Source organism: Caballeronia sp. NK8 (genome assembly GCF_018408855.1).
In the GTDB taxonomy this organism is placed as follows: Bacteria; Pseudomonadota; Gammaproteobacteria; order Burkholderiales; family Burkholderiaceae; genus Caballeronia.
Genome location: NZ_AP024322.1, coordinates 1,513,551 through 1,535,585, shown reverse-complemented (window position 1 = coordinate 1,535,585; position 22,035 = coordinate 1,513,551). Strand labels below are relative to the sequence as shown.

The 22,035-nt window shown below is 65.9% G+C and carries 24 protein-coding genes; 10 read left to right on the top strand and 14 right to left on the bottom strand.

All coding sequences use genetic code 11. The features are described from left to right. Window positions 1-6: 6 nt before the first annotated feature. The 4 genes from NK8_RS07400 to NK8_RS07385 form a co-directional block, all read right to left on the bottom strand. Window positions 7-660 carry a FecR domain-containing protein gene (locus tag NK8_RS07400; protein ID WP_213225899.1) on the bottom strand — a complete coding sequence of 218 codons (654 nt, stop codon included), beginning with the start codon at window positions 658-660 and terminating at the stop codon, window positions 7-9. A gap of 8 nt (window positions 661-668) precedes the next feature. Continuing rightward, window positions 669-2,432, bottom strand: coding sequence for a ShlB/FhaC/HecB family hemolysin secretion/activation protein (locus NK8_RS07395; RefSeq protein WP_225936229.1), 1,764 nt, complete (start codon window positions 2,430-2,432; stop codon window positions 669-671). Beyond that, a complete protein-coding gene (locus NK8_RS07390) occupies window positions 2,405-4,711 on the bottom strand; it encodes a filamentous hemagglutinin N-terminal domain-containing protein (protein WP_225936228.1) in 2,307 nt (768 codons plus the stop codon). Before NK8_RS07390 ends, NK8_RS07395 begins: the two co-directional genes overlap by 28 nt. Before the next feature lie 153 nt (window positions 4,712-4,864). Continuing rightward, on the bottom strand, window positions 4,865-5,818 hold the full coding sequence (locus NK8_RS07385) for a LysR family transcriptional regulator (protein WP_213228413.1): 954 nt from the start codon (window positions 5,816-5,818) through the stop codon (window positions 4,865-4,867). A gap of 212 nt (window positions 5,819-6,030) precedes the next feature. Here NK8_RS07385 and NK8_RS07380 point away from each other — a divergent pair, with 212 nt between their 5' ends. From NK8_RS07380 to NK8_RS07370, 3 genes are all read left to right on the top strand, one after another. Then, window positions 6,031-6,384, top strand: a complete 354-nt coding sequence (locus tag NK8_RS07380; RefSeq protein WP_213228411.1) for a hypothetical protein — start codon at window positions 6,031-6,033, stop codon at window positions 6,382-6,384. 30 nt (window positions 6,385-6,414) lie between these two features. Then, complete coding sequence (locus tag NK8_RS07375; protein WP_225936227.1) at window positions 6,415-6,663, top strand: hypothetical protein; 249 nt, start codon at window positions 6,415-6,417, stop codon at window positions 6,661-6,663. A 69-nt stretch (window positions 6,664-6,732) separates the two neighbouring features. Continuing rightward, the gene (locus NK8_RS07370) at window positions 6,733-7,266 is read left to right on the top strand and encodes a cupin (protein ID WP_213228409.1); all 534 of its coding nucleotides are present in this window, start codon (window positions 6,733-6,735) and stop codon (window positions 7,264-7,266) included. 12 nt (window positions 7,267-7,278) lie between these two features. Here NK8_RS07370 and NK8_RS07365 read toward each other — a convergent pair whose 3' ends face one another. Beyond that, window positions 7,279-8,214 (bottom strand): DMT family transporter, encoded by a 936-nt coding sequence (locus NK8_RS07365; protein ID WP_213228407.1) that lies wholly within the window; start codon window positions 8,212-8,214, stop codon window positions 7,279-7,281. A gap of 332 nt (window positions 8,215-8,546) precedes the next feature. On the opposite strand from NK8_RS07365, the gene NK8_RS07360 reads away from it, so the two are divergent. Together NK8_RS07360 and NK8_RS07355 are read left to right on the top strand one after the other, a co-directional pair. Then, window positions 8,547-9,011, top strand: coding sequence for a YqjD family protein (locus tag NK8_RS07360; protein ID WP_213228405.1), 465 nt, complete (start codon window positions 8,547-8,549; stop codon window positions 9,009-9,011). A 94-nt stretch (window positions 9,012-9,105) separates the two neighbouring features. Continuing rightward, window positions 9,106-9,561: a response regulator gene (locus tag NK8_RS07355; RefSeq protein WP_162065648.1), complete on the top strand. Its 456-nt coding sequence runs from the start codon at window positions 9,106-9,108 to the stop codon at window positions 9,559-9,561. Between the two features lie 31 nt (window positions 9,562-9,592). Here NK8_RS07355 and NK8_RS07350 read toward each other — a convergent pair whose 3' ends face one another. From NK8_RS07350 to NK8_RS07340, 3 genes are all read right to left on the bottom strand, one after another. Further along, window positions 9,593-9,868, bottom strand: coding sequence for a DUF1488 domain-containing protein (locus NK8_RS07350; RefSeq protein ID WP_213228403.1), 276 nt, complete (start codon window positions 9,866-9,868; stop codon window positions 9,593-9,595). Window positions 9,869-10,056: 188 nt separating this feature from the next. Beyond that, window positions 10,057-10,281, bottom strand: coding sequence for an FmdB family zinc ribbon protein (locus tag NK8_RS07345; RefSeq protein ID WP_162065646.1), 225 nt, complete (start codon window positions 10,279-10,281; stop codon window positions 10,057-10,059). Between the two features lie 41 nt (window positions 10,282-10,322). Next, window positions 10,323-11,024 carry a carbonic anhydrase gene (locus NK8_RS07340; protein WP_213228401.1) on the bottom strand — a complete coding sequence of 234 codons (702 nt, stop codon included), beginning with the start codon at window positions 11,022-11,024 and terminating at the stop codon, window positions 10,323-10,325. 243 nt (window positions 11,025-11,267) lie between these two features. On the opposite strand from NK8_RS07340, the gene NK8_RS07335 reads away from it, so the two are divergent. Both NK8_RS07335 and NK8_RS07330 read left to right on the top strand, forming a co-directional pair. Further along, complete coding sequence (locus NK8_RS07335; RefSeq protein ID WP_162065645.1) at window positions 11,268-11,579, top strand: zf-TFIIB domain-containing protein; 312 nt, start codon at window positions 11,268-11,270, stop codon at window positions 11,577-11,579. 92 nt (window positions 11,580-11,671) lie between these two features. Next, window positions 11,672-12,178, top strand: coding sequence for a CBS domain-containing protein (locus NK8_RS07330; RefSeq protein WP_162065644.1), 507 nt, complete (start codon window positions 11,672-11,674; stop codon window positions 12,176-12,178). A gap of 6 nt (window positions 12,179-12,184) precedes the next feature. Here NK8_RS07330 and NK8_RS07325 read toward each other — a convergent pair whose 3' ends face one another. The 4 genes from NK8_RS07325 to NK8_RS07310 all read right to left on the bottom strand — a co-directional run bounded on the left by NK8_RS07325 (window position 12,185) and on the right by NK8_RS07310 (window position 16,028). Then, window positions 12,185-13,573: a hypothetical protein gene (locus NK8_RS07325; RefSeq protein ID WP_213228399.1), complete on the bottom strand. Its 1,389-nt coding sequence runs from the start codon at window positions 13,571-13,573 to the stop codon at window positions 12,185-12,187. 315 nt (window positions 13,574-13,888) lie between these two features. After that, window positions 13,889-15,193, bottom strand: coding sequence for an RNA polymerase sigma factor (locus NK8_RS07320; protein ID WP_213228397.1), 1,305 nt, complete (start codon window positions 15,191-15,193; stop codon window positions 13,889-13,891). Next, window positions 15,190-15,588 carry a VOC family protein gene (locus tag NK8_RS07315; RefSeq protein WP_213228395.1) on the bottom strand — a complete coding sequence of 133 codons (399 nt, stop codon included), beginning with the start codon at window positions 15,586-15,588 and terminating at the stop codon, window positions 15,190-15,192. Before NK8_RS07315 ends, NK8_RS07320 begins: the two co-directional genes overlap by 4 nt. 86 nt (window positions 15,589-15,674) lie before the next feature. After that, window positions 15,675-16,028 (bottom strand): YciI family protein, encoded by a 354-nt coding sequence (locus NK8_RS07310; RefSeq protein ID WP_213228393.1) that lies wholly within the window; start codon window positions 16,026-16,028, stop codon window positions 15,675-15,677. A 336-nt stretch (window positions 16,029-16,364) separates the two neighbouring features. Between NK8_RS07310 and NK8_RS07305 the strand changes: the two genes are divergently transcribed. Further along, entirely contained in the window at window positions 16,365-16,772 is a 408-nt protein-coding gene (locus NK8_RS07305; protein WP_213228391.1) for a DUF2917 domain-containing protein, read from the top strand. A gap of 12 nt (window positions 16,773-16,784) precedes the next feature. Here the strand turns inward: NK8_RS07305 and NK8_RS07300 are convergent, their stop codons facing one another. Together NK8_RS07300 and NK8_RS07295 are read right to left on the bottom strand one after the other, a co-directional pair. After that, window positions 16,785-18,380 carry a tannase/feruloyl esterase family alpha/beta hydrolase gene (locus NK8_RS07300; protein ID WP_225936245.1) on the bottom strand — a complete coding sequence of 532 codons (1,596 nt, stop codon included), beginning with the start codon at window positions 18,378-18,380 and terminating at the stop codon, window positions 16,785-16,787. Window positions 18,381-18,571: 191 nt separating this feature from the next. Then, a complete protein-coding gene (locus NK8_RS07295; protein ID WP_061176090.1) occupies window positions 18,572-19,432 on the bottom strand; it encodes a LysR family transcriptional regulator in 861 nt (286 codons plus the stop codon). Window positions 19,433-19,466: 34 nt separating this feature from the next. On the opposite strand from NK8_RS07295, the gene NK8_RS07290 reads away from it, so the two are divergent. Further along, window positions 19,467-20,978 (top strand): DHA2 family efflux MFS transporter permease subunit, encoded by a 1,512-nt coding sequence (locus tag NK8_RS07290; RefSeq protein ID WP_367657783.1) that lies wholly within the window; start codon window positions 19,467-19,469, stop codon window positions 20,976-20,978. A 55-nt stretch (window positions 20,979-21,033) separates the two neighbouring features. Next, entirely contained in the window at window positions 21,034-22,029 is a 996-nt protein-coding gene (locus NK8_RS07285; protein ID WP_162065636.1) for an aldo/keto reductase, read from the top strand. Window positions 22,030-22,035 lie beyond the last annotated feature (6 nt).

Sequence of the window (22,035 nt, the reverse complement as noted above, 5' to 3'; positions counted from 1 at the left end):
TTCTCGCTAGCGGCACGCCGCCGACGGCACCACCGGCGTCACCCGCGACGCCGGCAGCACGCCGAACGGCAGCCGCGCGCTGATGACGATCGCGCCTTCGCCCGCGCGCACGATCTGCCGGTCGACCTGATTGATCACGACGATCTGCCCGTCATAGACGACGATCTGATCGCCCTTGCAATCCGCGTTGCCGCCCGGTTCGAGGTTGGCGCAATCGGTGACGGAGTATTCCGTGCCGCGTATGCCGATGGTCGAGGTCGGCGTCTTCACGCGATAGTTCTCCGGCTTGCCTTCCTTCGCGACGAGACCGTCCACCGCGCGCAATCCGCCTTTCACGAGCGACAGAAAACTGCGGTCCTCCTGCGGCGTATTCGCGGCGTAATGGAAATCGTCGACGCGAAACACCGAGCCTGGCTTCAGATAGACGCGCTGCTTGTCGGTGAAGATCATCACGATCTCGGACGCGACGCCGGTCTGCACGGTGTCGCCGTTGTCGATGCCGCCGCCGACCGCCGCGACCCGCTGCGCGCCGCCCGCCGACTGGATCGCGACGTTGCCGACGAGCGCGGTGATCGTCGCGACCGGCTCGGCCGAGGCGGCGCGCGTGGTCATCGCGAGAAGTACGAGCAGGAGCAGAAGAACGTGGCGGGCGCGCATCATGACGGGCCTCAGAAGGACTTCGTGAGCGCGACCCAGAAGCGGTTCGCGTGGCCGGTGCCGAGGGTCGACGGAACGTAGCCGAGGGTGTGCGCGTAGGACATCGACAGTACGAAGTCGTGCGGCGCGGCGAGCGTCGCACCGACGCCGACGCCCGACAGCCGCACGTGATTGACGCCCGGCACGACCGGATGCGCGACGATCTTGCCGTCGGCGGTATCGATGAAGCCCGCCAGCGTGACGAGCACCGGCACGAGCGATTGCCGGATCGTCTGCCGCACTTCGAAGGTCGCGATGTACGCTTCGTCGACGGGCGCATCGCCGGTGGCGTAGGCGCGCACCGCGTACGGGCCGCCGAGCGAGATCTGCTCGGACGAGTCGAGATTGCGCGAGCTCGCCTGGCCCGTCAGCGCGACGTAGAACTGCGTGCCGTTGGCCTGATCGCCGATCACCTGCGTATGCGTCATCGCGAGCACGAACTTCGTGAACGAGCCGGCGATCTGCGCTTCGAGCTGTTCCGGTTGCGGCGACCTGAAGCGCAGGTTCCCTTGCTGGATGCTGGTATCGAAGGTCGTGATGCTTTTTTGCAGCGTCAGATTCCCCGACAGGCCCAGGCGCGCGACATCGCTGCTCTTGTCGCTGACGGAATCGAATGCGCCGAGATGATCCGACAGCAGCTTGTGATCGTAGCCGAGCGTCGTGTACACGTTCGCGGACGGCGAGCGCAGCAGCGCATAGCTGAGGAAGGTGGAGAACACGTTGGCGCTGCCGTAGGCGTCGAGTTCGTCGAACTGGCCGCCGACCGAATACGTCGAGCGCGTGTAGCCGATGCCCCACGCGAGCCCGCTGCCGCCCACCGGCACCGTATAGCCGATGTTGCCGTAGAACTGCCCGGTGATCGAGCCGAGCAGCCGCGCGCCCAGCTGATCGCCGATGCCGAGCGGATTGTTCCATTGCAGCGCGCCGATCAGCCGCGCCGCGCCGGTCGTCGTCTGGCCGTAGTTGTCGGCCTGCACGCTGCCCGACAGCGGCCGAGCCTTCGGCACCAGCAGCGTCATGTCCGAGGTGCCCGGCAGCGCGCCCGGCGCGATCGTCGCGTTCGCGCCCGTCGTGCCGGCGGCGTCCTGCGCGAGCAGCGTCGCGCGGGTGAGGGCGTGTTCGTCGATCACGTCGCCGGTTTTGAGCGCGCCGAGAAAGCGCGCCATGACCGCATCGCGCGTGCGCGACTGATTGTCGATGTCGATGCGCCCATAGCGCCCCTCGCTCACCGCGATGCGTACGATGCCGCCGTCGATCTGCTGCGGCGGCACGTAGGCCCGCGCGACCAGATAGCCGTGCTGGCGATAAAACGCGCTCACGCGATCGGCGGCGCTTTCGAGATCGTCGAGCGAGCGATCCGGGCCGATGACCGGGCGCACGGCGTCGAGCAGTTGCGCGGCCGCAAAGCGCGTGTTGCCGGTGAACGTGAAACCCTTCACCTCGAAGCGGATGCCGCCGGGCGCGCCCGTTGCGCCCGGCGGCGCGGGCGCGGGCGTCACGTTCAGGCGCAGGTCGGAGGGCGGCGGCGGCGCGGGCGATTGCTGCTGCTGTTCGCGCAGAATGCTGCCCGCGTTCGGCAGCGCCTGCGCGCGCGCATCGCGCATATCGCGCGCGCTCGCCGCGACGAGCGTTGCGAGCAGCACCGCGAGCCGCGTCGAAGCGAGGCTGCGCCGGGCGTGTGGGCCGAAGCGTCGCACGCGCCTGGGCTTCACATGCGGCATACGTGACCGGGCCATGCGTCATCCGGCAGGTGGCTGCCGTCACTCGACGAATCGGTGCGCTGCTGCACGAGCGGCGCGGTTTCCGGCTGGAGGCCCGGCGTCGCGTCGGAGAGATGCGCGGGATTGGCGGCGTCGGTGCGTACGGAATCGAGAACGCCGGGCAGCGTCGCCGCGGTCGTGATCACCGTTCCCGGCGCTTCTGGGGCCACGGGTTGCGCGGGCGGCGCGGGCGGTTGTGGCGGCGGCGTCGGTGTGCCGGCGATGCGCAGCGTGCCGCCTTGCGTCGTGATCGTGTAGCCGGTCGGGCCACCCGTCGCCGTGACGGTGATCGCGTAGGCGCCGGCCGCCGCGCCCGGCGCCGCGCCCGTGCTCGTCACCGTGAAGACGAAAGGCTCGTGGACCGTCGGGCTGTCGGCGAACGCGTTGCCGTAATTCGCGCCGTTGTAGCGCAGCGCGATCGTGACGTCGTTCGGTCCGAGCGTGCGCGGCGTGTCCAGCGGCACGTCGATGTTGATCGCCGTCAAGGTGACTTGCTGGCGCGCATTGAACGCGAAGCGGTTGCCCGAAACCGACGCGGCGCGCGCATCGACGCCGCCCGTCCAGGTGTCGCCCCACAGCGCGAGATTGCCGCTTTGCAGGCCGCCGAAGGCGTCGGTGTCGGGCGAATCGGTGTAGACCAGCCAGCGGCCATTGGGCGCGGCGAGCGCCTGCGCGCCGGCGTGGTTGGCGAAAGTCGCGGCGGCGAGCGTGATGGCCGTGCCGTTCGCGCGGCTCGCGACGGGCGCGGCAAGTGTGAGCGACGGCGCGGTGAGTGTCACCACGCCGCTCGCCGACACGCCGCTCAGTCCAGCGACGCTTCCGATGACGAGTGGCGCGCCATCGTCGAGCGCGACCGACGTAGCATCGGCGGCGAGCGTGCCGATGCGATTGGCCGCATTCGTCAGCCGATACGTGCCGCCTCGCAGCGCGACATTGGCCGCTTCGACGGGAGCGCGCTGCGTGGCCGTGCCTGCGCTCGACATGGACATCGACAGCGTGCCGCGTGGCGCGCTGATGGGCGCGTCGAGCCGGATGCCGCTTTGCGCCGCGAGCGACAGCGTATTGACGCCGCGCCACGCGACCGGGCCGTCGATCAGCACCAGACCGAACGGCTCGAAGCCCGCTGGCGCTGCGGCGCTGATCGACACATTGGTCGTTTCGAGCACGCGCGAGAGCGTCGCGCTCTGGATCGTGCCGAAGCGCTGTCCGAAGGGATCGTCCGAGCCGACGAGCGCGGCGAAGTCGCTCGCGATGCGCCACGTGCCGGTTTGCCCGGACGCCGCAGCCGTCGTGACCTGTGCATCGGGCGCGACGCGCACCTGCGTGCCCGCGGTCTCGATCGCGCCGCCGTTGCCGCCACCGGGCGCGGACGCGTCGAGCGTGCCGCCGACCTGCACGACGCCGCTGTCGGCGACGAGCCGGATCACGCCGTTCTGGTTCACGGCGCTGCGCGCGCGAATGATGCCCGTGTTGTTCACGACGTTGGCGAAGAGCGCGCCTTCTGCGTTTGCGGCGAGCCATGCCTGACCGCCATCGGCCTGAATCAGCCCGTGATTGGCGGCGAGCGCATGCAGCGCGCCGCGCTCCACCGACAAGCCGATCATGCTGTGATCGCCGAGCGTGACCGCGATGCGCTCGCCCGCCGCGAGCGCGGCGAATCCGCCGGGCGAATCGATCGTGCCGGCGTTGATCGCGCGCGCGCCGATCAGCGCGACATAGCCGCCGGGCGCGCTTTTGATCGTGCCGAGATTGACGACCGGCGCGCCGTCGTCGCGGTCATGCCAGTGCCAGCGACGCCCGCTGCCCGCGAACGTGTAGTGACCGCTCATGAAATCATTCGTCGACAGATTGAGCGTCGACGCAAGCAGGCCGCCGACGTTGACCTGCGCGTTCGGCCCGAAGATCACACCATTAGGATTGACGATGAAAACCTGCCCGTTCGCGTCGAGCCGGCCGAACAGCGCGGACGGGCGCGGACCCACCACGCGGTTGAGCGCGATCGCATTCGCGCCCGGCTGATTGAACGTGATCGATTCACCGGGGCGCGTGCTGAACGAATTCCAGTCGATGGCGAGACGCCCGCTATTCTGCTGAATCGTGGTGTTCGCGCCCGCGCTCGTGACCGCACCGGAGCCCGCGACGACGCGCGCGCCAGTCGGCTCCGCGTAAGCATGCGCGAAGACCGCGCTCAAGAGCGTGGCGGTGCAGAGCCGCAGCGCGGGGGACGCGATGCTTGTGCGCAGAGTCCTGATCATGTCGGCCGACTCCTTTCTGTTGCGGTGCATCGTCATGAAGCGATGCAGGCGCACCATCAAGCAGTTTAGTGTTCCGAACCATGCTTGCAACTACGCGTTTAGAGAATGCGCGTCCACGCTGCGTGTGTGCGTTCGGTGACGCACCTGACTACTTCATTCGTCTTGGGAATGCGAGGTCTCGAAAGACGCTTCCGGCGGCTCGTTCGCGAGTGTTCCTTCGACGAAATCGCGCAGGAACGTAATCCATGTGCGGATCTTCGCGTCGAGATACTGACGGGATGCATACATCGCGTAGATGGTCATGGTCTGCAATTCCCACTCGGGCAGCACGCGCACGAGCGCGCCGCTTTGCAGCCATGGGAGCGCCGCGAGCATCGGCAACGGCGCGATGCCGAGACCATTGGACAGGGCGACGGCGAGCGCGTCGGCGGAATTGACACGCAGCCGGCCGGGTTCGAGATCCACCTCGACCTGTCCGCGCGGGCCTTCGAATATCCATCGGTCGACGGGGAAGAAGGTCGTCACGAGTTGCAGGCACGCGTGCTTCGTCAGGTCTTCGATGCCTTGCGGCACGCCCGCGCGCTTCAGATACGCGGGCGATGCGCAGAGCACGCTCGGCATCGAGCAGATTTTCGTGGAGACGAGCGCGGAGTCGGGCAGGGTGGATGTCGTCACCTGCAGGAAGACGTCGAAGCCTTCGTCGAGCATATCGGGGACGTGCTGCGACAGCGTCAGCTCGACGCGCACCTGCGGTTGTTCTTCCAGATATCGCGTGAGCGCGGGCACCACGTAATGCTGGCCGAAAGTGATCGGCGCGTGCATGCGCAGCACGCCGCTCGGAGAAAGCTGCGCGTTGCTCGCTTCGGCCTCGGACAGATCGACGAGTTCGAGCACTTCCTTGCAGCGCGTGAGATAGCGGTTGCCCGCGTCGGTGAGCGCGACACGGCGCGTCGTGCGATTGAGCAGACGCGTGCGCAGATGCGTTTCGAGTTCGGTGACGGCGCGCGATGCCTGCGCCGTCGTGATATCCATTTGCTGCGCCGCGGTCGTGAAGCTCGCCGCCTCGGCGACCCGCGCAAAGATCCTCATGCTCCGCAATAAGTCCATCGTCCAGCCATCCGTTTGACGAAGCCGGAACTATCCCACGGCGGCCCGATGGCATGCAACCGGATGCCTCCGTACGTTCGTTTCAGGATTCACATCTGTTACACGGCTTGTAACTCAGCGCCCGAGGCCCGCGGCTAACATGGATTCATGGCTGCATATGAATTCATGATCGCATCGCGGTCTGCGTGACGGCCTTCTCAGAAGAGGAAGACATGAACGTTAAGGGCATGGTCGGAGTGGGTATCGCGCTGTCGGCGGGGCTCGCCTGTGAAGCCGCGATGGCGGGCGTGAGCGTCGGCATCAATCTCGGGATTCCGGTGGCGCCGGTCGCGCCCGTCTACGCCGCGCCGCCGCCGGTGTATGCCGAACCCGCGCCCGTCTATATGGCGCCGCCTCCGCCACCGCCGCCGCAGGTGGTCTATCAGCCGGCGCCGGTCGTCGTCGCGCCTGCGCCCGCGATCGTCGTCGGCTGGCATGGCGATCGTTACTGGGACGGCTATCGCTACTGGGGACGCCGCGACTGGTATGCACATCATGGCAGCTACTACGGCTATCGACACTGGTAAGCGGAGCGCATCCGGAAGCGGAGCATCATCATGAACCTATTCTCTCGAACTCGAACCACGGCGCGATTCGCGTGCTCGCTGATTGTGCCCCTCGCGCTCGTGGTGGCGGCGGGGCTCGGCGGCTGTGTCTATGCTCCGCCTTATGGGTACGCGCCCGCGCCGGCTTACGGTTACGCGCCTGCTTATGGCTACGGGTACGGGCCGGGGTATTACGCGGTGCCGTCGGTGTCGCTTGGCGTCGGCTTCAGCAATGGCGGAGGACACTGGCACGGCCACTGATCATGTGCTCATGAGCAACTGGAACGCCCGTTGCTGCGCTTTCTCCGACTCTTCCGGAGAAAGCGCACGATGGCTGAGCAAACCGTAAGCTTGCTGGCGCATGACGCCCGCTGCGAGCACTTCATGCTGCCGCCCAACGGCTGGGTGCCGAACAACACCCGCCTGCCGGTGCTCCTGTGGCACCGCGCGATCGATCCAAAATCACCCGACCCCGCCGTCCGTTTCGAAACCCTGTTCGCGCACAACGGCTGGCCGCCGCAATGGCGCAATGGCGTCTTCGACTATCACCACTTTCATTCGACTGCGCACGAGGCGCTCGGTATCGCATCGGGCGACGCGGAACTGATCCTCGGCGGCCCGCACGGCCGCGTGATTTCGGTCTGCGCCGGCGATGCGCTCATCCTGCCCGCGGGCACCGGTCATTGTCTGCTGACGTGCGGGCGCCGCTTTCAGGTGGTCGGCGCGTATCCGCCGGGTCAGCAGTGGGATATCCGCCGCGCAGCGCTCAGCGAGGCGGAGCGCATCGCGATGGAAGCATTGCCGTTTCCGCGCAGCGATCCCGTCGCGGGTGAAGACGGGCCGCTGACACGTGAGTGGCATTGATCGAAAGCATTGTCAGGCTTTCTGCGTGCGGCGCGCCCCCACTAGCGGCACGCGCTTGACGACGCCCGTCGCGAGCGCGGTGCCGACCAGCACGATCGCACACGCGATGCCCATCCCCACCGACACACGCTCGGCGAGAAAGAGCGCGCCCCACAGGATGCCGAAGATCGGAATCAGGAAGGTGACGGTGATCGCGCGCGCAGGCCCGGCCACCGCGATGAGATGGAAGAACATCATGTAGGCGACGCCCGTGCACGCGACGCCGAGCGCGAGCACCGCGCCCCACGCATGGAGCGACACCGTGCCCGCGGGCCAGAAGAACAGCGCGAAGGGCAGCAGCACGATGGTCGCCGCGCTCATCGTGCCGGCCGCGACCGTCAGCGAATCGACGCCCATCAGATGCTTCTTCGTGTAGCTCGCGGCGACGCCGTAGCTGGCCGACGCGGCGAGCGCCGCGAGTGCGGCCAGCGCGGTCGCCATCGGCGCGACGGGAACGGCGGACGCGTCGTGCACGAACATCTGATCCCAGACCAGTGCGAGCACACCCGCAAAGCCGATCGCGAGGCCCGCGACGCGCAGGCGCGTTAGCCGGTCGTTGAGCCACAGGAAGGCGACGAGCGCGCCCCAGAGCGGTGTCGTCGCGTTCATGACGGACGTGACGCCCGCCGACAGCGTCAGCTCGGCATACGCAAATAGACAGAACGGCGCGGCAGAGTTGAGGATGCCGACGACCAGCAGCGGCCAGGCGCGCTCGCGCATCGTCGAGAGCGCCTGTCGCGCGTTGCCGCGCAGCGCGAGCATCAGAAGCAGAAAAGCCGCGCCGATGCCGACGCGCAACGCCATCAGCGGCGCCACGCCGAGATCGGTCACGCCGACGCGGATGAACAGGAACGAGCCGCCCCATAGCGCGGCGAGGACGAACAATTGAGCGAGATTGACAGGGGTCATGGCGGGCTTCGCAAGGGGAGTCGGGTAACGAAGCCATCGTAGCGGCGCGCACGAGGCCGACGTTTCGGTCCGGCGTGAAACGAAAGATGCAGCGCGGTCGGCGCGGCGCGTGCTTCGCGATTCTTTCGGGACACTGGCCCGGCTTCGCTTTATGCCCCGCATCGTAGGCGCGCGCGGGGTCGGCGGCAAACGAGCAATTCTCACCGTTATGTGAGAAAAATTGCCAAGCGCCGGGTGGCTTGCCCGCGCGCGTATTCGGTGCGACTCTTGCGGATGGACAGGCGGATGATGGGTTTTTGCAGTGCGATGGACGCAGTCAACTGGAGATAGCCATGGACAATGCAAACGGCAGCGCATCCACGATCCAGACGATGACCTCGGACGAGCCGCCGCTCGCGCGCCGCACGGTGGCGAGCGCGATGGAAGCGGCGCTCGCGCCAGGCATGACGCAGGCGCAGAACGCGAGCGTGACGCCGCTCGCGCCGGGCGCGGCGCACCAGCCCGCGATGTACGCGCCGTATCACGTGCACGGCAGCGTGCTCGAGGGCGGCGACAGTCCGTCGGTGCTCGCGCAACCCGCCGCCGCGAGAGCCGAGCGGCAGGGCAGCCAGTTCCATCCGTCGCCGCCGGCGCCGCGCCGCGCGCGTGACATGCTGGCGGGCGCGCAGAATGCCGTTTCGACGCGTTATCGTCAGGCGAAGGAGGGTACCGACGACTACGTGCACGACAACCCATGGAAATCGATCGCGCTTGCGGCGGTCGGCGGATTGATCGTCGGTTTGCTGGCGGCGCGCTGAAAAAAGACAGCGTCGGCCGGACTGAACGAAGGCGGGCCTCAACCTTGCTGTAACAATGGTACCGGTGCGGTGCTCATCGCCGTATCGGGCCGACATGGAAGAACGATCGTACGATCTGTGCACCGAGCGGTTCGAAGTCTGGAATCCGCTATACGCGACGTTCACCGGCCCGCGGCGCGTGCTGTTCGTGCATTCGGAATCGAATGTGGGCGATTCGTTCGCGCTCCTGCTCGCGATGCGCGGCTTCGAAGCCGTGCAGATGGGCGATGCGACGAGCGCCCTGCAGTTCGTCGGCAACTGGCGGCCGCAGGCGCTGTTCGTCGATACGCTCATCGGCGATCCGCACGATCATGCGCTTGCGCGCGCATTGCGGGTTGCGCTGGCTCGCGATCAGAAGGAGGGCGAACTCCAGCTGATGATCGCTCTCGCCGCCGATGCCGCCCGCGATCCGCGCGATACGCTCTTCGACGCAGGTTACGACGGCTTTTGCAGAACGCCGTGTCCGGTCTGGTGGATGTTCGATCTTTTGAAGTGTTTCTACGCCGGGTGAGGGCGGCCGCGCAGCCGCCCGCCATGAAGTTCTAGATTGCCCGGGAAGCCTTGAAGTCGCTGGTTTCCAGTTCGACCGACTGGCCGTGGTTGCGCTCGAGCGTGCGCCGGGCAACCTCCTCGATTTGCACGCGTCCGCCTTCGAAAGCGGAGAGGAGATCGTGCGACGACGTCCCGCTGTTGCCGAAGTGATCGTTGAGCGCATCGAGGGAGACGCTGCACCAGACTTCGCGCCCGTCCACCTTTGCTTCGAAAGCGACACGCGCTGCCGCCACGACATGACGCCGCCCGCTGAACTCTATCGTCATCCTTATCACCTCCTGTTATTCGTTCGGAACACGCTAAGCGCGATCATCGCAGGAACGGCAACAGCCGCCGGCCCCGCGATGGCGAGACTGCGCGCGGCCTGGCGCGCCACGCACGGTCCTCTTGCATGATACGCCCGCCATGCAAGAGGCGGGCGCCACGGTGACTTTGCAATGGCCGTGCCCGAGCGCTAACGGCAGCAGAGGCATCCGCCGCGATGCTGCATGCCGTAGCTGCCGGCATCCTCCGCACCGGCGCCGGACGCGCTTGCGCCGCCCACGCTCGGCGCGCCGATCGTTACGCGCGCGGCCGTGGCGCTGCATTGCGGGCATGCCGCCGGTTCGTCGCGCTCGGCGATGCGGCGGGCGGCTTCGAATGCGCCGCACGTCGCGCATTCGTAATCGTAGAAAGGCATGACGTTTTAACTCGGAGAAAGTAGGCTCGCTGGCCGCGAAATCAGGACGCATCCTTGCGCAACATGCGCAGACGCGCTTCTTCGAGCGACTGGAACTTGCTGTCGGCTTCGTCGTACACCGAGACTTTGCCGCGCCCGATGTCGTACACCCAGCCTTGCACCTGCAGCTTGCCGAGCGCGAGCCGTCCCGCGACCGCCGGATGCGTGCGCAGGTGCGTCAACTGCAGCCGGATGTTCTCCTCGACCATCGCGCCGACGATACGTTCCTGTTCCAGCTTGCGCGCCATCACGACGCTGCGCGCCGCTTCCGCATTGCGCAGCCAGGCGTGGACGGTCGGCATTTCATCGGCGATGGTCGCGCCGGACGCAAGGCCTTTCATCGCGCCGCAGTCCGAGTGCCCGCAGATCACGATCTGCCGCACGTTGAGCGCGAGCACCGCGTACTCGACGACCGCCGACACGCCGCCGAGCATTTCGCCATAAGCCGGCACGATATTGCCGATGTTGCGGCATACGAAAAGCTCGCCGGGGCGCGTCTGCGTGATCATTTCCGGCGACACGCGGGAATCCGCGCAGGTGATGAAAAGCGTGTGCGGCGCCTGCTGGCGCGCGAGGCTCTTGAAGAGCGCTTCGCTATCGGGGAACACGAAGCGGCTGAAATCGTCTGCGCCTTGCAGCAGGTAGAGGAGGTCGCCCGTCTCGGCGCCGTCGCGTTCTTCGCTCATGGTGGATTTGTCGGACATGGTCGTCGCCTTTTTGTGCGTGGCGGCTCGCGCGCTGCGCGCCGCGTCAAACCGAAAGCTTGCGGAATTTTGGGATGGATCGCAAGTCGGCTGCTGAACTCTGCGTCGGAACACGAATTCGTAATATGCAACTAACCGTCTAATTTCGGGTTTTCCGAACTGATGCGCTCGAAATTGCACATTTTTTGGAACGATTCCTTCCGCTAGATTGTCTTCACTGAAAGCAAACAGAAAGGAAACGATATGAAATGCCCCGTGTGTCCCGCGACAGACCTGCTGATGACCATTCGCGAGGGCATCGAAATCGACTATTGCCCGCAATGCCGCGGCGTGTGGCTTGATCGCGGCGAGCTCGATCAGATGATCCGCCGCGCCACGCAGGATTCGCTCGCCGAGGCTCAGGCCGCGCGCCGTGACGACTGGCAAGAGCGCGATCACGATCGCGAGCGCCGTCCGCATCGCCAGGAGGGCTATCACTACGGCGACTCGCGCGGCAAGCATGAGCACGGGCGTCGAAAGAAATCGTTTCTCGGCGATCTGTTCGACTTCGACTGAGCGAACAAGGGAGCACTGATCTCATCGACGAGTTTGTTGATTTTGTTGAACACGGCAGCACACCGCACGCGCGGATAACGGGAGAACGGCAAATGGCAACGGTGAAGCAAGTCCTGAGGGCTAAGGGCGACATGACGGTTCACACCATCGATGCGGAGGCGAGCGTTCACGAAGCCGTCGCGCTGATGTCGCGGGCGGAAGTGGGCGCGCTGGTCGTCATGGTCGGCGATACGGTGTGCGGCATCGTCACGGAGCGCGACTACGCGCGCAAGGTGATCCTGCGGGACAAGGCTTCGCGCACGACGACGGTATGCGAGATCATGACCGCGCCCGTGATGTCCGTGAGCCTCAGAACGAGCGCCGACGAATGCATGACGCTGATGACGCAGCACCGCATCCGTCATCTGCCGGTGATCGAGGGCGGCATGCTCGCCGGCATGATTTCGATCGGCGATCTGGTGCGGCATGTCATCGACGAGCAGCAGTTCGCCATCGACCAGCTAGAAAGCTACGTGCGCGGCCCGCGTGCCGACACGCCGACCTGCGCGCTCACGAAGCGCAGCCCGATTCCGCAGACGCTCGCGGCGCGGTTTGCGTAGGCGGGTTCAGGGCGCGTCGTTTGCGAGGCATTGTCCCAGCTGACGCACGACGTCGTCCCAGTCGCCCAGCCGCTGCGCGCGCACGAGGCGCATCGTCGGATACCACGGGGTGTGATGCGGCTCGCGCTCGTAACGCCATTCGGCGACCTGATTGAGGAACAGGTAGCAGCGCTTGCCGAGTGCGCCCGCGAGATGGGACAGGGCGCCGTCGTTGCCGACGAACGCATCGAGCCGGTCGATGATGCCGATGCTTTGCGCGAGCGTCACGTCGAGGGAGAGTGTCGTGAAGCGCTCGGGGTCGTGTGCGCGCGGGTCGTCCAGCCAGCGTTTGCGCTCGAAGCCGCGCTGCATGATCACCCAGTGGATGTCGCTCGTGCCGTCCAGAAGCGGCCTGAGATGGGGCAGGGTCAGGCTGCGGTTGGCGAAGTTGTTCGCCGACTCGCACGAAGACCAGAAGATGCCCACGCAGCGTTTGCCGCGCGCGCGTTGCCGGATCTCATCGACGATCGCATCGGCGGCGGAGGGATCGGCCGGTTCGAGGTAGCGTGCCGAGGGCGCATAGCCGAGCGCGGGAAACAGCGAGGTGAAGAGGGCGAAGGGTTCGGTCCACAGTGCGCCGTCGGGCGCGACGGTGAAACCTGCCGCGCGCAGGCGTTCGGCATCTTCGGCCTGTCGCGACTCGGACATCGAGAGCCGATAGTTTTTGTCTGAACCGTCGGCGATCGCCAGCTGTACGCCGAGTCCCTGAAGCGCGCCGGCGTAGCGCACCCAGTTGACCTGATCGCCGTGACCCGACGCGATCGACGTCAGCGTCATATGCGCCGGCAGGACGCGCTGTCCGCACCAGTAGTGCTCGACGTCGACATGGGGGAACAGTACGCGCCGCGCATCGTGCGACGACCAGTGGCGATGCATCAGCTCGACGCCACTCGCGATGCCGTTGAGGCGCATTGCGCTGCGTGCCTGATGATGACCAAGTACGAACGCCGAATGCGGGTCGACGCCGTCCGCGTTCATGTCCAGAACGCGCTGGTCGTCGCCGAGGTAGTGCCAGCCGTAGACGCGCCACAGGAAGTGTGCGATCGGCGCGGTATCAAGCTTTAATCCCACGAAGTCGATCATGGCGAGCGCGAGTTCTTTCAGTCCGAGATGCGCGCACGCATCGCACAGGCTGTGGAGCTGGAACCCGAATACGTCCGACTGACGAGTGATCTGGCAGCAGATGTCGAGCGCGCGCGAAAATTCGCCCGCGCGCATGTGGGCGACTGCGCGCCAATGCCAGTAATCGGCGAGGTGTCCGTCCGCTGCCATGCGCTCATCGAGAAACCGGAAACACGCTTCAATGTCGCCAGCGTAGAGTCTCGGAGCAAGTTGCTGGTAGTCGTCGGTGTTCATGGAGATGGGCGTCGATTATTCCGTGAGCGGCATTATTGCGTGAGCTTTGCTAAGGGTGGACCGGCGATATGTAGTTCCGACAAAAATTTCGAGTTGTTGATTGATGTTTTAAAAAATCGACAATTTTTGAAATAATCGCGCATGACCTCGTTTGATTATAGGTGGCAGCGTCTTTGTGGTCCGAGGTCGGTGTCCCGATGCTGGCGTTGGAGGTCTGAACTTCGATGATAGCCAATGTCACGGCCAAAACATCGATAATTTATCTTATGTAAAATTATAAATGAGGCTGAGCCGATGCCCGGCGCCCAGCCTCATTCACCCCATCTCCCCAGCCCGATCCAGCAGAAACGCCCGCTCCCGCGCATTCTTCGTCAGCGACGCCGCGCGTTCGAACTCCGCGCGCGCCTCACGCCTGCGCCCCAGCTTCGCCAGCAGATCGGCGCGCACGCTCGGCAGCCAGTGATAGTTCCTGAGCGCGGGCGCGTCCGACAACGCATCGACGATCGGCAGCGCGGCCTGCGGCCCGTACGCCATGCTCACGGCGACCGCGCGATTCAGTTCGACCACCGGCGTCGGCGCGGTTTGCATCAGCGCGTCGTAGAGCGCGACGATCATCGGCCAGTCGGTGTCGCCGGCGCTCGGCGCGCGCGCATGGCACGCCGCGAGCGCCGCCTGCAGCGCGTACACGCCGCGCGCGCCGCCCAGCGCTTCCGAGCGTGTCAGCGCCGTGAGCCCGCGACGGATCAGCAGCGGGTCCCAGCGGCTGCGGTCCTGGTCTGGCAGCAGCACCGGCCGGCCTTCCCGGTCGATGCGCGCCTTCATGCGCGAGGCCTGAATTTCCATCAGCGCGACGAGCCCGTGAACCTCGCTCTCATCCGGCGTCAGTTCGGCGAGGATGCGCCCGAGCCGCAACGCGTCTTCACACAAGCCCGGACGCATCCAGTCGTCGCCGGCCGTCGCCGAATAGCCTTCGTTGAAGATCAGATAGATGACTTCGAGCACCGATCCGAGCCGCGCCGCGCGCGCGTCGGCTTTCGGCACCTCGAACGGCACGCGGGCCGCCGACAGCGTGCGCTTCGCCCGCACGATGCGCTGCGCGATGGTCGGCTCCGGCACGAGAAACGCGCGCGCGATCTCGTCGGTCGTGAGTCCGCCGATCAGGCGCAGCGTCAGCGCGGCGCGCGCATCGACGGACAGCACCGGATGGCACGCCGTGAAAATGAGCCGCAGCAGATCGTCGCCGATGTCGTCCTCGCGCGCGGCGTCGAGCGCATCGACGAAATCGGGCGTGATGTGCGCCTCCTGCGCGTCGAGGTCGCGGCCGTATTCCTCGTGCTTGCGCGCGTGCAGCGCGTGCTGCCGCAGACGGTCGAGCGCCTTGTTTTTCGCTGTCGTCATGAGCCACGCTCCCGGCTTCTCGGGCACGCCCACGCCCGGTTGGCTCCAGTGTTCCAGTGCGGCGACGAACGCGTCCTGCGCCAGTTCCTCGGCGAGCGCGACATCGCGCACGACGCGCGCCACGCTCGCGATCACCTTCGCGGACTCGATGCGCCATACCGCGTCGATCGCGCGCCGCGCGGCATCGTCCTCCGTGTCGTTCCGCTGCCCGCGCCCGCTCACGCCGCTTCCGGATTCATGTGCACGAGTTCCCAGATATGACCGTCGAGATCCTCGAAGCCGTGGCCGTACATGAAGCCGTGATCCTGCGGCTCGCGCGGCGCGCGTCCGCCCGCGGCGACGGCCTTCGCGACCAGATCGTCGACTTCCGCCCTGCTCTCGCACGACAGGCACACGAGCGTCTCGGTGCTCGCGTGGGCGTCGGCGATCGGCTTCTCCGTGAAGGTCTGGAAAAACTTTTCGACGAGCAGCATCGCGTAAATGTTTTCGCCGATGACGAGGCACGCGGCGTCGTCGTTCGTGAAGTTCGGGTTGAAGCTCAGACCCAGTGCCTTGAAGAAGGTCATCGAACGCTTGAGGTCGCGAACCGGCAGGTTCACGAAGATCTGTTTGTGCATGGTGGAGGTCTCCGGGTTGGATCGTCAGGCGGCATCGCAGCCGTTACATGCACGACGATTCGCGCGTATGAAAATCGACACGAACTTCACAAATAACACGGCCCGACCTTGCGGACTTCGATGGTGCACCACTTCGCCGCCGGGCATTGCGCCGCGATCGCGACGGCTTGCGCATGCGTTTCGCAATCGAGCAGAAAGAAGCCGCCGATCATCTCCTTCGCTTCGGCGAACGGGCCGTCGATGACGCGCGCATCGCCATCGACGTTCGTGACGCGCGCCCCGTCCTTTTGCGAGGTCAGCGATTCGACCGCGCGCAACACGCCGCGCGCCTTCAGTCCTTCGGCGAACTCGCCCATCTGGCGATACGCCTCGCGTCCCTCTTCCTGCGTGCGCTGGCCGCGCTGTTCGACCGGTTCCACGACGAGTAGCAAATAAGCCACGACGAGCCTCCGAAAGTTATCGATGGCGTCCAAGTTAAACCGTCGCGGGCGCATCGGCAAGAGCCGCCCTGCCTGCCTTCTTGCATCGCGTCTCTATCTCGATATTGACAAGCGCCAGCGCGCCACACGATACTGCAACACATGCACGCAGCCATCCTTTTCTCCATCGCCGCGATTAAAAACCGTATGAACGCCATGTGTGGCGGGTCATCGGGACAGCGTGTGCGCTAGCGAAACAGGCAAGCAGACAGATTCCGAAGGCCCCGCCGCAAGACGGGGCCTTCTTGTTTTTGCGTGCAAGGTTTCCGTCTTCGGCTCACATCATGGAGAGCAGAGATGGAAGAGGTATCGCAAGTTTGCGCGGGTCATGGCGCCGGCCACGGCGTGGCGTCGGGGCGCCTGAGCACAGCGGGCGCATCGGGCGCGCGCGTCGTGGTCTATGTCGAAGTGCATCCGCATCAGATGGTGTCCTGGCGGCTCACGCGCGACGCCGAACTGCGCGTGGCCGATGCGCCCGGGTGTTCGCTCTGGCTCACGCGTCATCGCGACCCGTACGACTACTGGATGAAGCCCGGCGATGTCGTGAGACTGTCGCGCGGCGAGCGCGTGTGGCTGTCGTCCGCGAGCGATGCGGCGATCGAAGTGTCGCTCACGTCGTATCGCGCAGCGCCGCGCGGCTTGCTGCTGCGCTGGCTCGCGAGGTACTGGCCACGCATCGCGGGCCGGCATGCGAACGCGCTCTGACGATGCAGCCGCTCACGGCTCCACGCAACGGAAGCTCGCCGCGAGACTGATGCTGCCCTTGCCCATGTAGCGTGGATAGTTCGGATAACGGCATATCGGCCGCGTGCGTCCGTTGGTGGCGGGCGCGATGTCGCTGCCGACAAGCGTCTCGGGTCCGACGCCGTTGCTCACCCATTCGTCGAGCGCGCCGAGTTCGTCCCAGGCGGGAATGAACACGCCGTTGCCGTGCTGGAAGCCCGGCACCATGTAGAGCCGCATGAACGAATCGACGGTGTCCTGGCCGTATCGGTCGATGAGTCCGCGATAGAACGCGATCGTCTGGTTCGGGCTGATGACTTCGTCGGCGAGGCCGTGCATCGCGATGAGCTTGCCGCCGTGCGCGATGAACGCGGAGAAATCCGGGTTCATCGCGCCGACGGTGTACGCGAGCGTGATGAGGCGCTGCTTGAAGCGGCCGGGATTGTCGAGGTCGAAGGTGAGCGCGCTGAAGCCGAGATCGCGCGTGACGAAGTGGCGGATATACGCGTCGCCTTGCGCGAACAGATACCCGTTCGCGGCAAAGGTCGGCGGCGTGAGCAGTACCGGCGAGTCGCCGAGGCCGAGCGTGCCCGAGAAATCGACGCCCTGAAAGACGTTGTAGCCGGGATAGCTATCGACGCCGTACGCGAGCGGATATGGCAGCGCGACGCCATCGCGCAAGGTCTGAAGCGTGTCGATCTGCGCGTCCGACAGGCAACTGTCGCGCAAGGACGGCCGCTGCCCGTTCGCGCAACGCAGCGACGCGATGATCTGCGGTTCCAGCTTCCTGCACGCCTCCACGTTGCTGACGATGCCGTCCGCCGCGCCGTCGAGCCGGTCGCATTCGTGCACGACGGTCTCGAACACGCGCCGCTGCTGCGCGACGCCGACGAAGCCGCCCGGTTTCGCATACGAGGCCTGCCCGACCTTCACGCCCATCAGCCGGACGCCGGAGAAATTGATCGCGGGCGCGTTGGCGATCACGCCGTCGTAGTCGTTCGGAAAGCGCTCGATCACGGTGAAACCCTCGCGCCCGCCCGTCGAGCCGCCGGCGAAGTAGGTTTTTTCGGGCGTGCGCCCGTAGCCCATCTGGATCAGCGCAAGCGCGACATCGCGCGTTTTCTTGAGATGCCCGAAGCCGAAATTGACGATGGCTTCGTCGTTGCCCGCGAAGTCCGCGCGCCCCGCGTTGCCGACGTGGCCCGAGTCCGAGCCGAACGTCGCGTAGCCGCGCGCGAGCGGCGTGGAGTCCGGCGCGAAAGGCATCGGGTCGGTGCCGGAGACGATCGTGCCGTTGTAGCCGCCGCCGCCCATCTGCAACGCGCGCCCGTTCCAGCGGCTCGGCAGGTTCACTTCGAAGCGGATATCGGGCGTCGAATCCTGCAGCGCCTTGATGAACCCCGTGATGCGGCAATACTCGCCGTTGCGGTTGCCGGGCGCGGCCGCCTTCACGACCCAGGCGGAGACGATCGTCGCGCCGCGCGTCGGCAGCCCGATGATCGACGCGGGCACGATTTTGCCTTCGAGGTCGTCGCAGTGCTTCGTCACGTAGGCGGCCGCGTGGGCACCCGAAAACGGCGCGAGCGCCATCACGACGAAGAACGCCGCGCAGCGAAACCGACCGGAAAAGAAAAGGGACAAGAAGCGGAACACGTCGTGGAAGTGGCTACTTCAAACGCCGCACAATATATAAGAACAGATTGGCGATAGCCATTCGGGTCTACCGGCCGTTGCAGCGGCACAACCGGCTTCCCTGCCCTCGCGGGCGCGCGTTCCGGGCGTCATTCCCCGTCCCATTCGCCACGCAGGTCGCTGTTTTCGAGGAGCTGAAGCAAGGTTTCGGCCGGACGGCTCAGATGTTTCGCGCCGAACGCGATGAATTCCACTTCGGGCAATTCCGGCAGTTCCGCGCGATTCACGGGCGGCGCCAGTCCGCGCGCGGCCAGAAAATGCGAACGCACGGTCAGTCCGAGCCCGCCGCGCGCCGCGGCGATGCAGCCCGCGTGGCTGCTGCTGGTGCAGACCATCTGCCAGCTCGCACCGGACATCGCCAGCGAATCGAGCACCACGCCCCGCGTGACGCTCGGCTCCGAGACGAGAATGAGCGGCAGCGGCCCGCTCGTATCGACGATGGTGCCGGGCTTGGCAAGCCATTCGAGCCGCCCGGAAAAAAGCCGCATGCCGCGTGCGTCGCCCAGACGCCGCTTGCCGACCGCGAGATCGAGTTCTCCGGCATCGACCATCTGATACAGACGCCCGGTCATGCCGATGGTGATTTCCAGCTCGACGTCCGGATGGGTGTCGCGAAACGCCGCGAGCACGCTCGGCAGCGGCCCGAGCGCGATATCGTCCGATGAACCGAGCCGCACGCGCCCGCGCAGACGCGGCGAGCTGAACTGCGATTGCGCGTGCGCCATCGCTTCGAGGATCACGCGGGCGTGGACCAGCATGGCTTCGCCGTCGGCGGTGAGTGCGAGTGAATGCGTGTCGCGCACGAAAAGCCGCCGCCCGACGCTCTCTTCCAGACGCCGGATATGCTCGGACACGCTCGATTGCCGAAGCCCGAGCTGGCGGCCCGCGTCGGTGAAGCTGTGCGACGCGGCCACCGTCGCGAAAGTGTGCAACCAGACTGGATTGAGCATGCGCCATTGTGAACGGTAAATGCGATGACAGTCAATGTGGCCAGCGGGCTTCCCGATGACCTGCCGAGTCACTAAGATTTCACAATGCGCGGCGGAAACCGGTTTCAAACGGCTTTCGGTGACTTCCAATATCCGCGCCTCAAGCACGTTGCCCCATCACATGACCAGACAGACCTCGCACACGGCGCTCCTTTGGATCGTCGCCGTGGGTTTTTTCATGCAGGCGCTCGACACGACGATCGTCAACACGGCGCTGCCGTCCATCGCGCGCAGTCTGAACGCCGCGCCGCTCGCGATGCAGTCGATCGTCGTCGCCTACACGCTGACGATGGCGCTCTTCACGCCCGCGTCCGGCTGGCTCGCCGACCGCTTCGGCACGCGCCGCGTCTATCTGGTCTCGATTTCGCTGTTCGTGATCGGTTCGCTCGCCTGCGCGAACGCGCACTCGCTCAACCAGCTCGTGCTCGCGCGCGTGCTGCAAGGTATCGGCGGTTCGATGCTGCTGCCGATCGGACGTCTCGCCGTGTTGCGCGCCGTCTCCGGCGAAGCCTACGTTTCCGCGCTCGCGATGATTTCCGTCGCCGGCCAGGTCGGCCCGATTCTCGGCCCGACGCTCGGCGGCTGGTTCGTCGAGTCGTTTTCGTGGCACTGGATCTTCCTGATCAACGTGCCGATCGGCGCGGTCGGACTCTATGCGGTGCAGCGGTTCCTGCCGAACGACACGCTACACGACGCGCCGCCGTTCGATTTCGTCGGCTGCGGATTGCTGTCGATGTGTATGGTGTCGTTCTCGCTCGCGCTGGATTCGCCGGTAGAGACGCATCGCGGCGCGGTGTCCGCCGCGCTCTTCGCGCTCGCGGCGGTGTCGGCGTTCGCGTATGTGCCGTATGCGCGGCGCAAGCGCAATCCGCTCTTTCATCTCGCGCTCTTTCACGAGCCGAACTTCAGCGTCGGGCTGATCGGCAATCTGCTGTGCCGCATCGGTTCGAGCGCGGTGCCGTTCCTGTTGCCGCTGCTGATGCAGCTCGAACTCGGCTACAGCCCGCTGCATTCGGGGCTGATGATGCTGCCGATCGCCATCGCCGGCACCCTCAGCAAGCGCTGGATCGCGCAACTCGTGAAGCGGTACGGCTACGACACGTTCCTGCTCGTCAACACGGCGCTCGTGGGTGCGTCGATCGTCGCGTTCGCGCTGTTCTCGCCCACATTGCCGCTCGCCGTCGAGATCGCGATTCTCGTTGTGTTCGGCGCGTGCAATTCGATGCAGTTCGCCGCGATGAACAGCGTCACGCTCAAAGGCCTCTCGATCAAGGACGCGGGCAGCGGCAACAGCCTCTTTTCGATGGTGCAGATGCTCGCGATCGGCCTGGGCGTATCGATCGGCGGCTCGCTCGTGCAAGTGTTTCAGGGTCCGTTCTCGACCTCGACCGGCTTCCGGCTGAGCTTCGTGTGCATGGGCGTGGTGACGCTGCTGTCGGGCGTCGTGTTCCGCTATCTCGATGACGCGCCGCGCAGCGCCGCGCCGGCTCGCGTCGGCACGTCCTGACGCTTGCGGCTATTCTGTCGGTCCCAACGAAGTCGTTTTCTTCTGGAGCGCAACCGTGCAATACCGCAAATTCGGCAATACCGGTCTCACCGTTTCGCGTCTCACGCTCGGCACGATGACGTTCGGCCTCCAGACCGAGGAAGACGTGTCGCGCAGCATCATGGACCGCGCGGCCGACGCGGGCGTCAATTTCATCGATACGGCAAACGTGTATCCGCTCGGCAGCGGGCACGATCTCGCGGGCCGCACCGAGGAGATCGTCGGGCGCTGGCTCAAGGGGCGTCGCGACGATTACATCCTCGCGACCAAGGCCGTGCACGAAATGGGGCCGCTCGCGTGGCACAAGGGCGCATCGAGAAAGCATCTGCTCGACGCGATCGATGCTTCGCTCAAGCGCCTCGACACCGATTACGTCGACCTGTATCAACTCCACACCGACGACCGCGACACGCCGCTCGACGAAACCCTCGAAGCGCTCGATATCATCGTGCGGCAGGGCAAGGCGCGTTATATCGGCGTGTCGAACTTTCTGGCGTACCGGCTCGCGCGGGCGCTCGGGCGCTCGGACGTGTTGCGCGCCGCGCGTTTCGTTTCGGTACAGCCGCGTTACAACCTGCTGTTCCGGCAGATCGAACGCGAACTGCTGCCGCTCGCGACCGAGGAAAATCTCGCCGTGATTCCGTACAACCCGCTCGCGGGCGGATTGCTGACAGGCAAGCACAAATACGATGCCGGCCCGAGCGAAGGCCGCTTCACCGGCGCGGTCGGCAAGGCGGGCGTGACGTACACGGAGCGCTACTGGCACGAACGCGAGTTTCACACCATCGAGCAGATCAACAAGATCGTCGCGCCGACGGGACGTTCGCTCGCAAGCACGGCGCTCGCGTGGGTACTGGCGAATCCGGCGGTGACGTCGGCGATCATCGGCGCGAGCCGGCCGGATCAGTTGAACGAGACACTCGCGGCCGTCGATCAGCCGATCGATCCGGAAATCAAGGCGAAGCTCGACGAGGCGACAGTCGAATATCGTTTCGGCGACGCCTTGCGCTGATCTTTG

Excerpts from the sequence above, each read along its gene's own strand:
- NK8_RS07400 (WP_213225899.1), bottom strand. The coding sequence starts at position 660 with ATGATGCGCGCCCGCCACGTTCTTCTGCTCCTGCTCGTACTTCTCGCG.
- NK8_RS07395 (WP_225936229.1), bottom strand. The coding sequence starts at position 2,432 with ATGGCCCGGTCACGTATGCCGCATGTGAAGCCCAGGCGCGTGCGACGC.
- NK8_RS07390 (WP_225936228.1), bottom strand. The coding sequence starts at position 4,711 with ATGATCAGGACTCTGCGCACAAGCATCGCGTCCCCCGCGCTGCGGCTC.
- NK8_RS07385 (WP_213228413.1), bottom strand. The coding sequence starts at position 5,818 with ATGGACTTATTGCGGAGCATGAGGATCTTTGCGCGGGTCGCCGAGGCG.
- NK8_RS07380 (WP_213228411.1), top strand. The coding sequence starts at position 6,031 with ATGAACGTTAAGGGCATGGTCGGAGTGGGTATCGCGCTGTCGGCGGGG.
- NK8_RS07375 (WP_225936227.1), top strand. The coding sequence starts at position 6,415 with ATGAACCTATTCTCTCGAACTCGAACCACGGCGCGATTCGCGTGCTCG.
- NK8_RS07370 (WP_213228409.1), top strand. The coding sequence starts at position 6,733 with ATGGCTGAGCAAACCGTAAGCTTGCTGGCGCATGACGCCCGCTGCGAG.
- NK8_RS07365 (WP_213228407.1), bottom strand. The coding sequence starts at position 8,214 with ATGACCCCTGTCAATCTCGCTCAATTGTTCGTCCTCGCCGCGCTATGG.
- NK8_RS07360 (WP_213228405.1), top strand. The coding sequence starts at position 8,547 with ATGGACAATGCAAACGGCAGCGCATCCACGATCCAGACGATGACCTCG.
- NK8_RS07355 (WP_162065648.1), top strand. The coding sequence starts at position 9,106 with ATGGAAGAACGATCGTACGATCTGTGCACCGAGCGGTTCGAAGTCTGG.
- NK8_RS07350 (WP_213228403.1), bottom strand. The coding sequence starts at position 9,868 with ATGACGATAGAGTTCAGCGGGCGGCGTCATGTCGTGGCGGCAGCGCGT.
- NK8_RS07345 (WP_162065646.1), bottom strand. The coding sequence starts at position 10,281 with ATGCCTTTCTACGATTACGAATGCGCGACGTGCGGCGCATTCGAAGCC.
- NK8_RS07340 (WP_213228401.1), bottom strand. The coding sequence starts at position 11,024 with ATGTCCGACAAATCCACCATGAGCGAAGAACGCGACGGCGCCGAGACG.
- NK8_RS07335 (WP_162065645.1), top strand. The coding sequence starts at position 11,268 with ATGAAATGCCCCGTGTGTCCCGCGACAGACCTGCTGATGACCATTCGC.
- NK8_RS07330 (WP_162065644.1), top strand. The coding sequence starts at position 11,672 with ATGGCAACGGTGAAGCAAGTCCTGAGGGCTAAGGGCGACATGACGGTT.
- NK8_RS07325 (WP_213228399.1), bottom strand. The coding sequence starts at position 13,573 with ATGAACACCGACGACTACCAGCAACTTGCTCCGAGACTCTACGCTGGC.
- NK8_RS07315 (WP_213228395.1), bottom strand. The coding sequence starts at position 15,588 with ATGCACAAACAGATCTTCGTGAACCTGCCGGTTCGCGACCTCAAGCGT.
- NK8_RS07305 (WP_213228391.1), top strand. The coding sequence starts at position 16,365 with ATGGAAGAGGTATCGCAAGTTTGCGCGGGTCATGGCGCCGGCCACGGC.
- NK8_RS07300 (WP_225936245.1), bottom strand. The coding sequence starts at position 18,380 with ATGGCGCTCGCGCCGTTTTCGGGTGCCCACGCGGCCGCCTACGTGACG.
- NK8_RS07295 (WP_061176090.1), bottom strand. The coding sequence starts at position 19,432 with ATGCTCAATCCAGTCTGGTTGCACACTTTCGCGACGGTGGCCGCGTCG.
- NK8_RS07290 (WP_367657783.1), top strand. The coding sequence starts at position 19,467 with ATGTGGCCAGCGGGCTTCCCGATGACCTGCCGAGTCACTAAGATTTCA.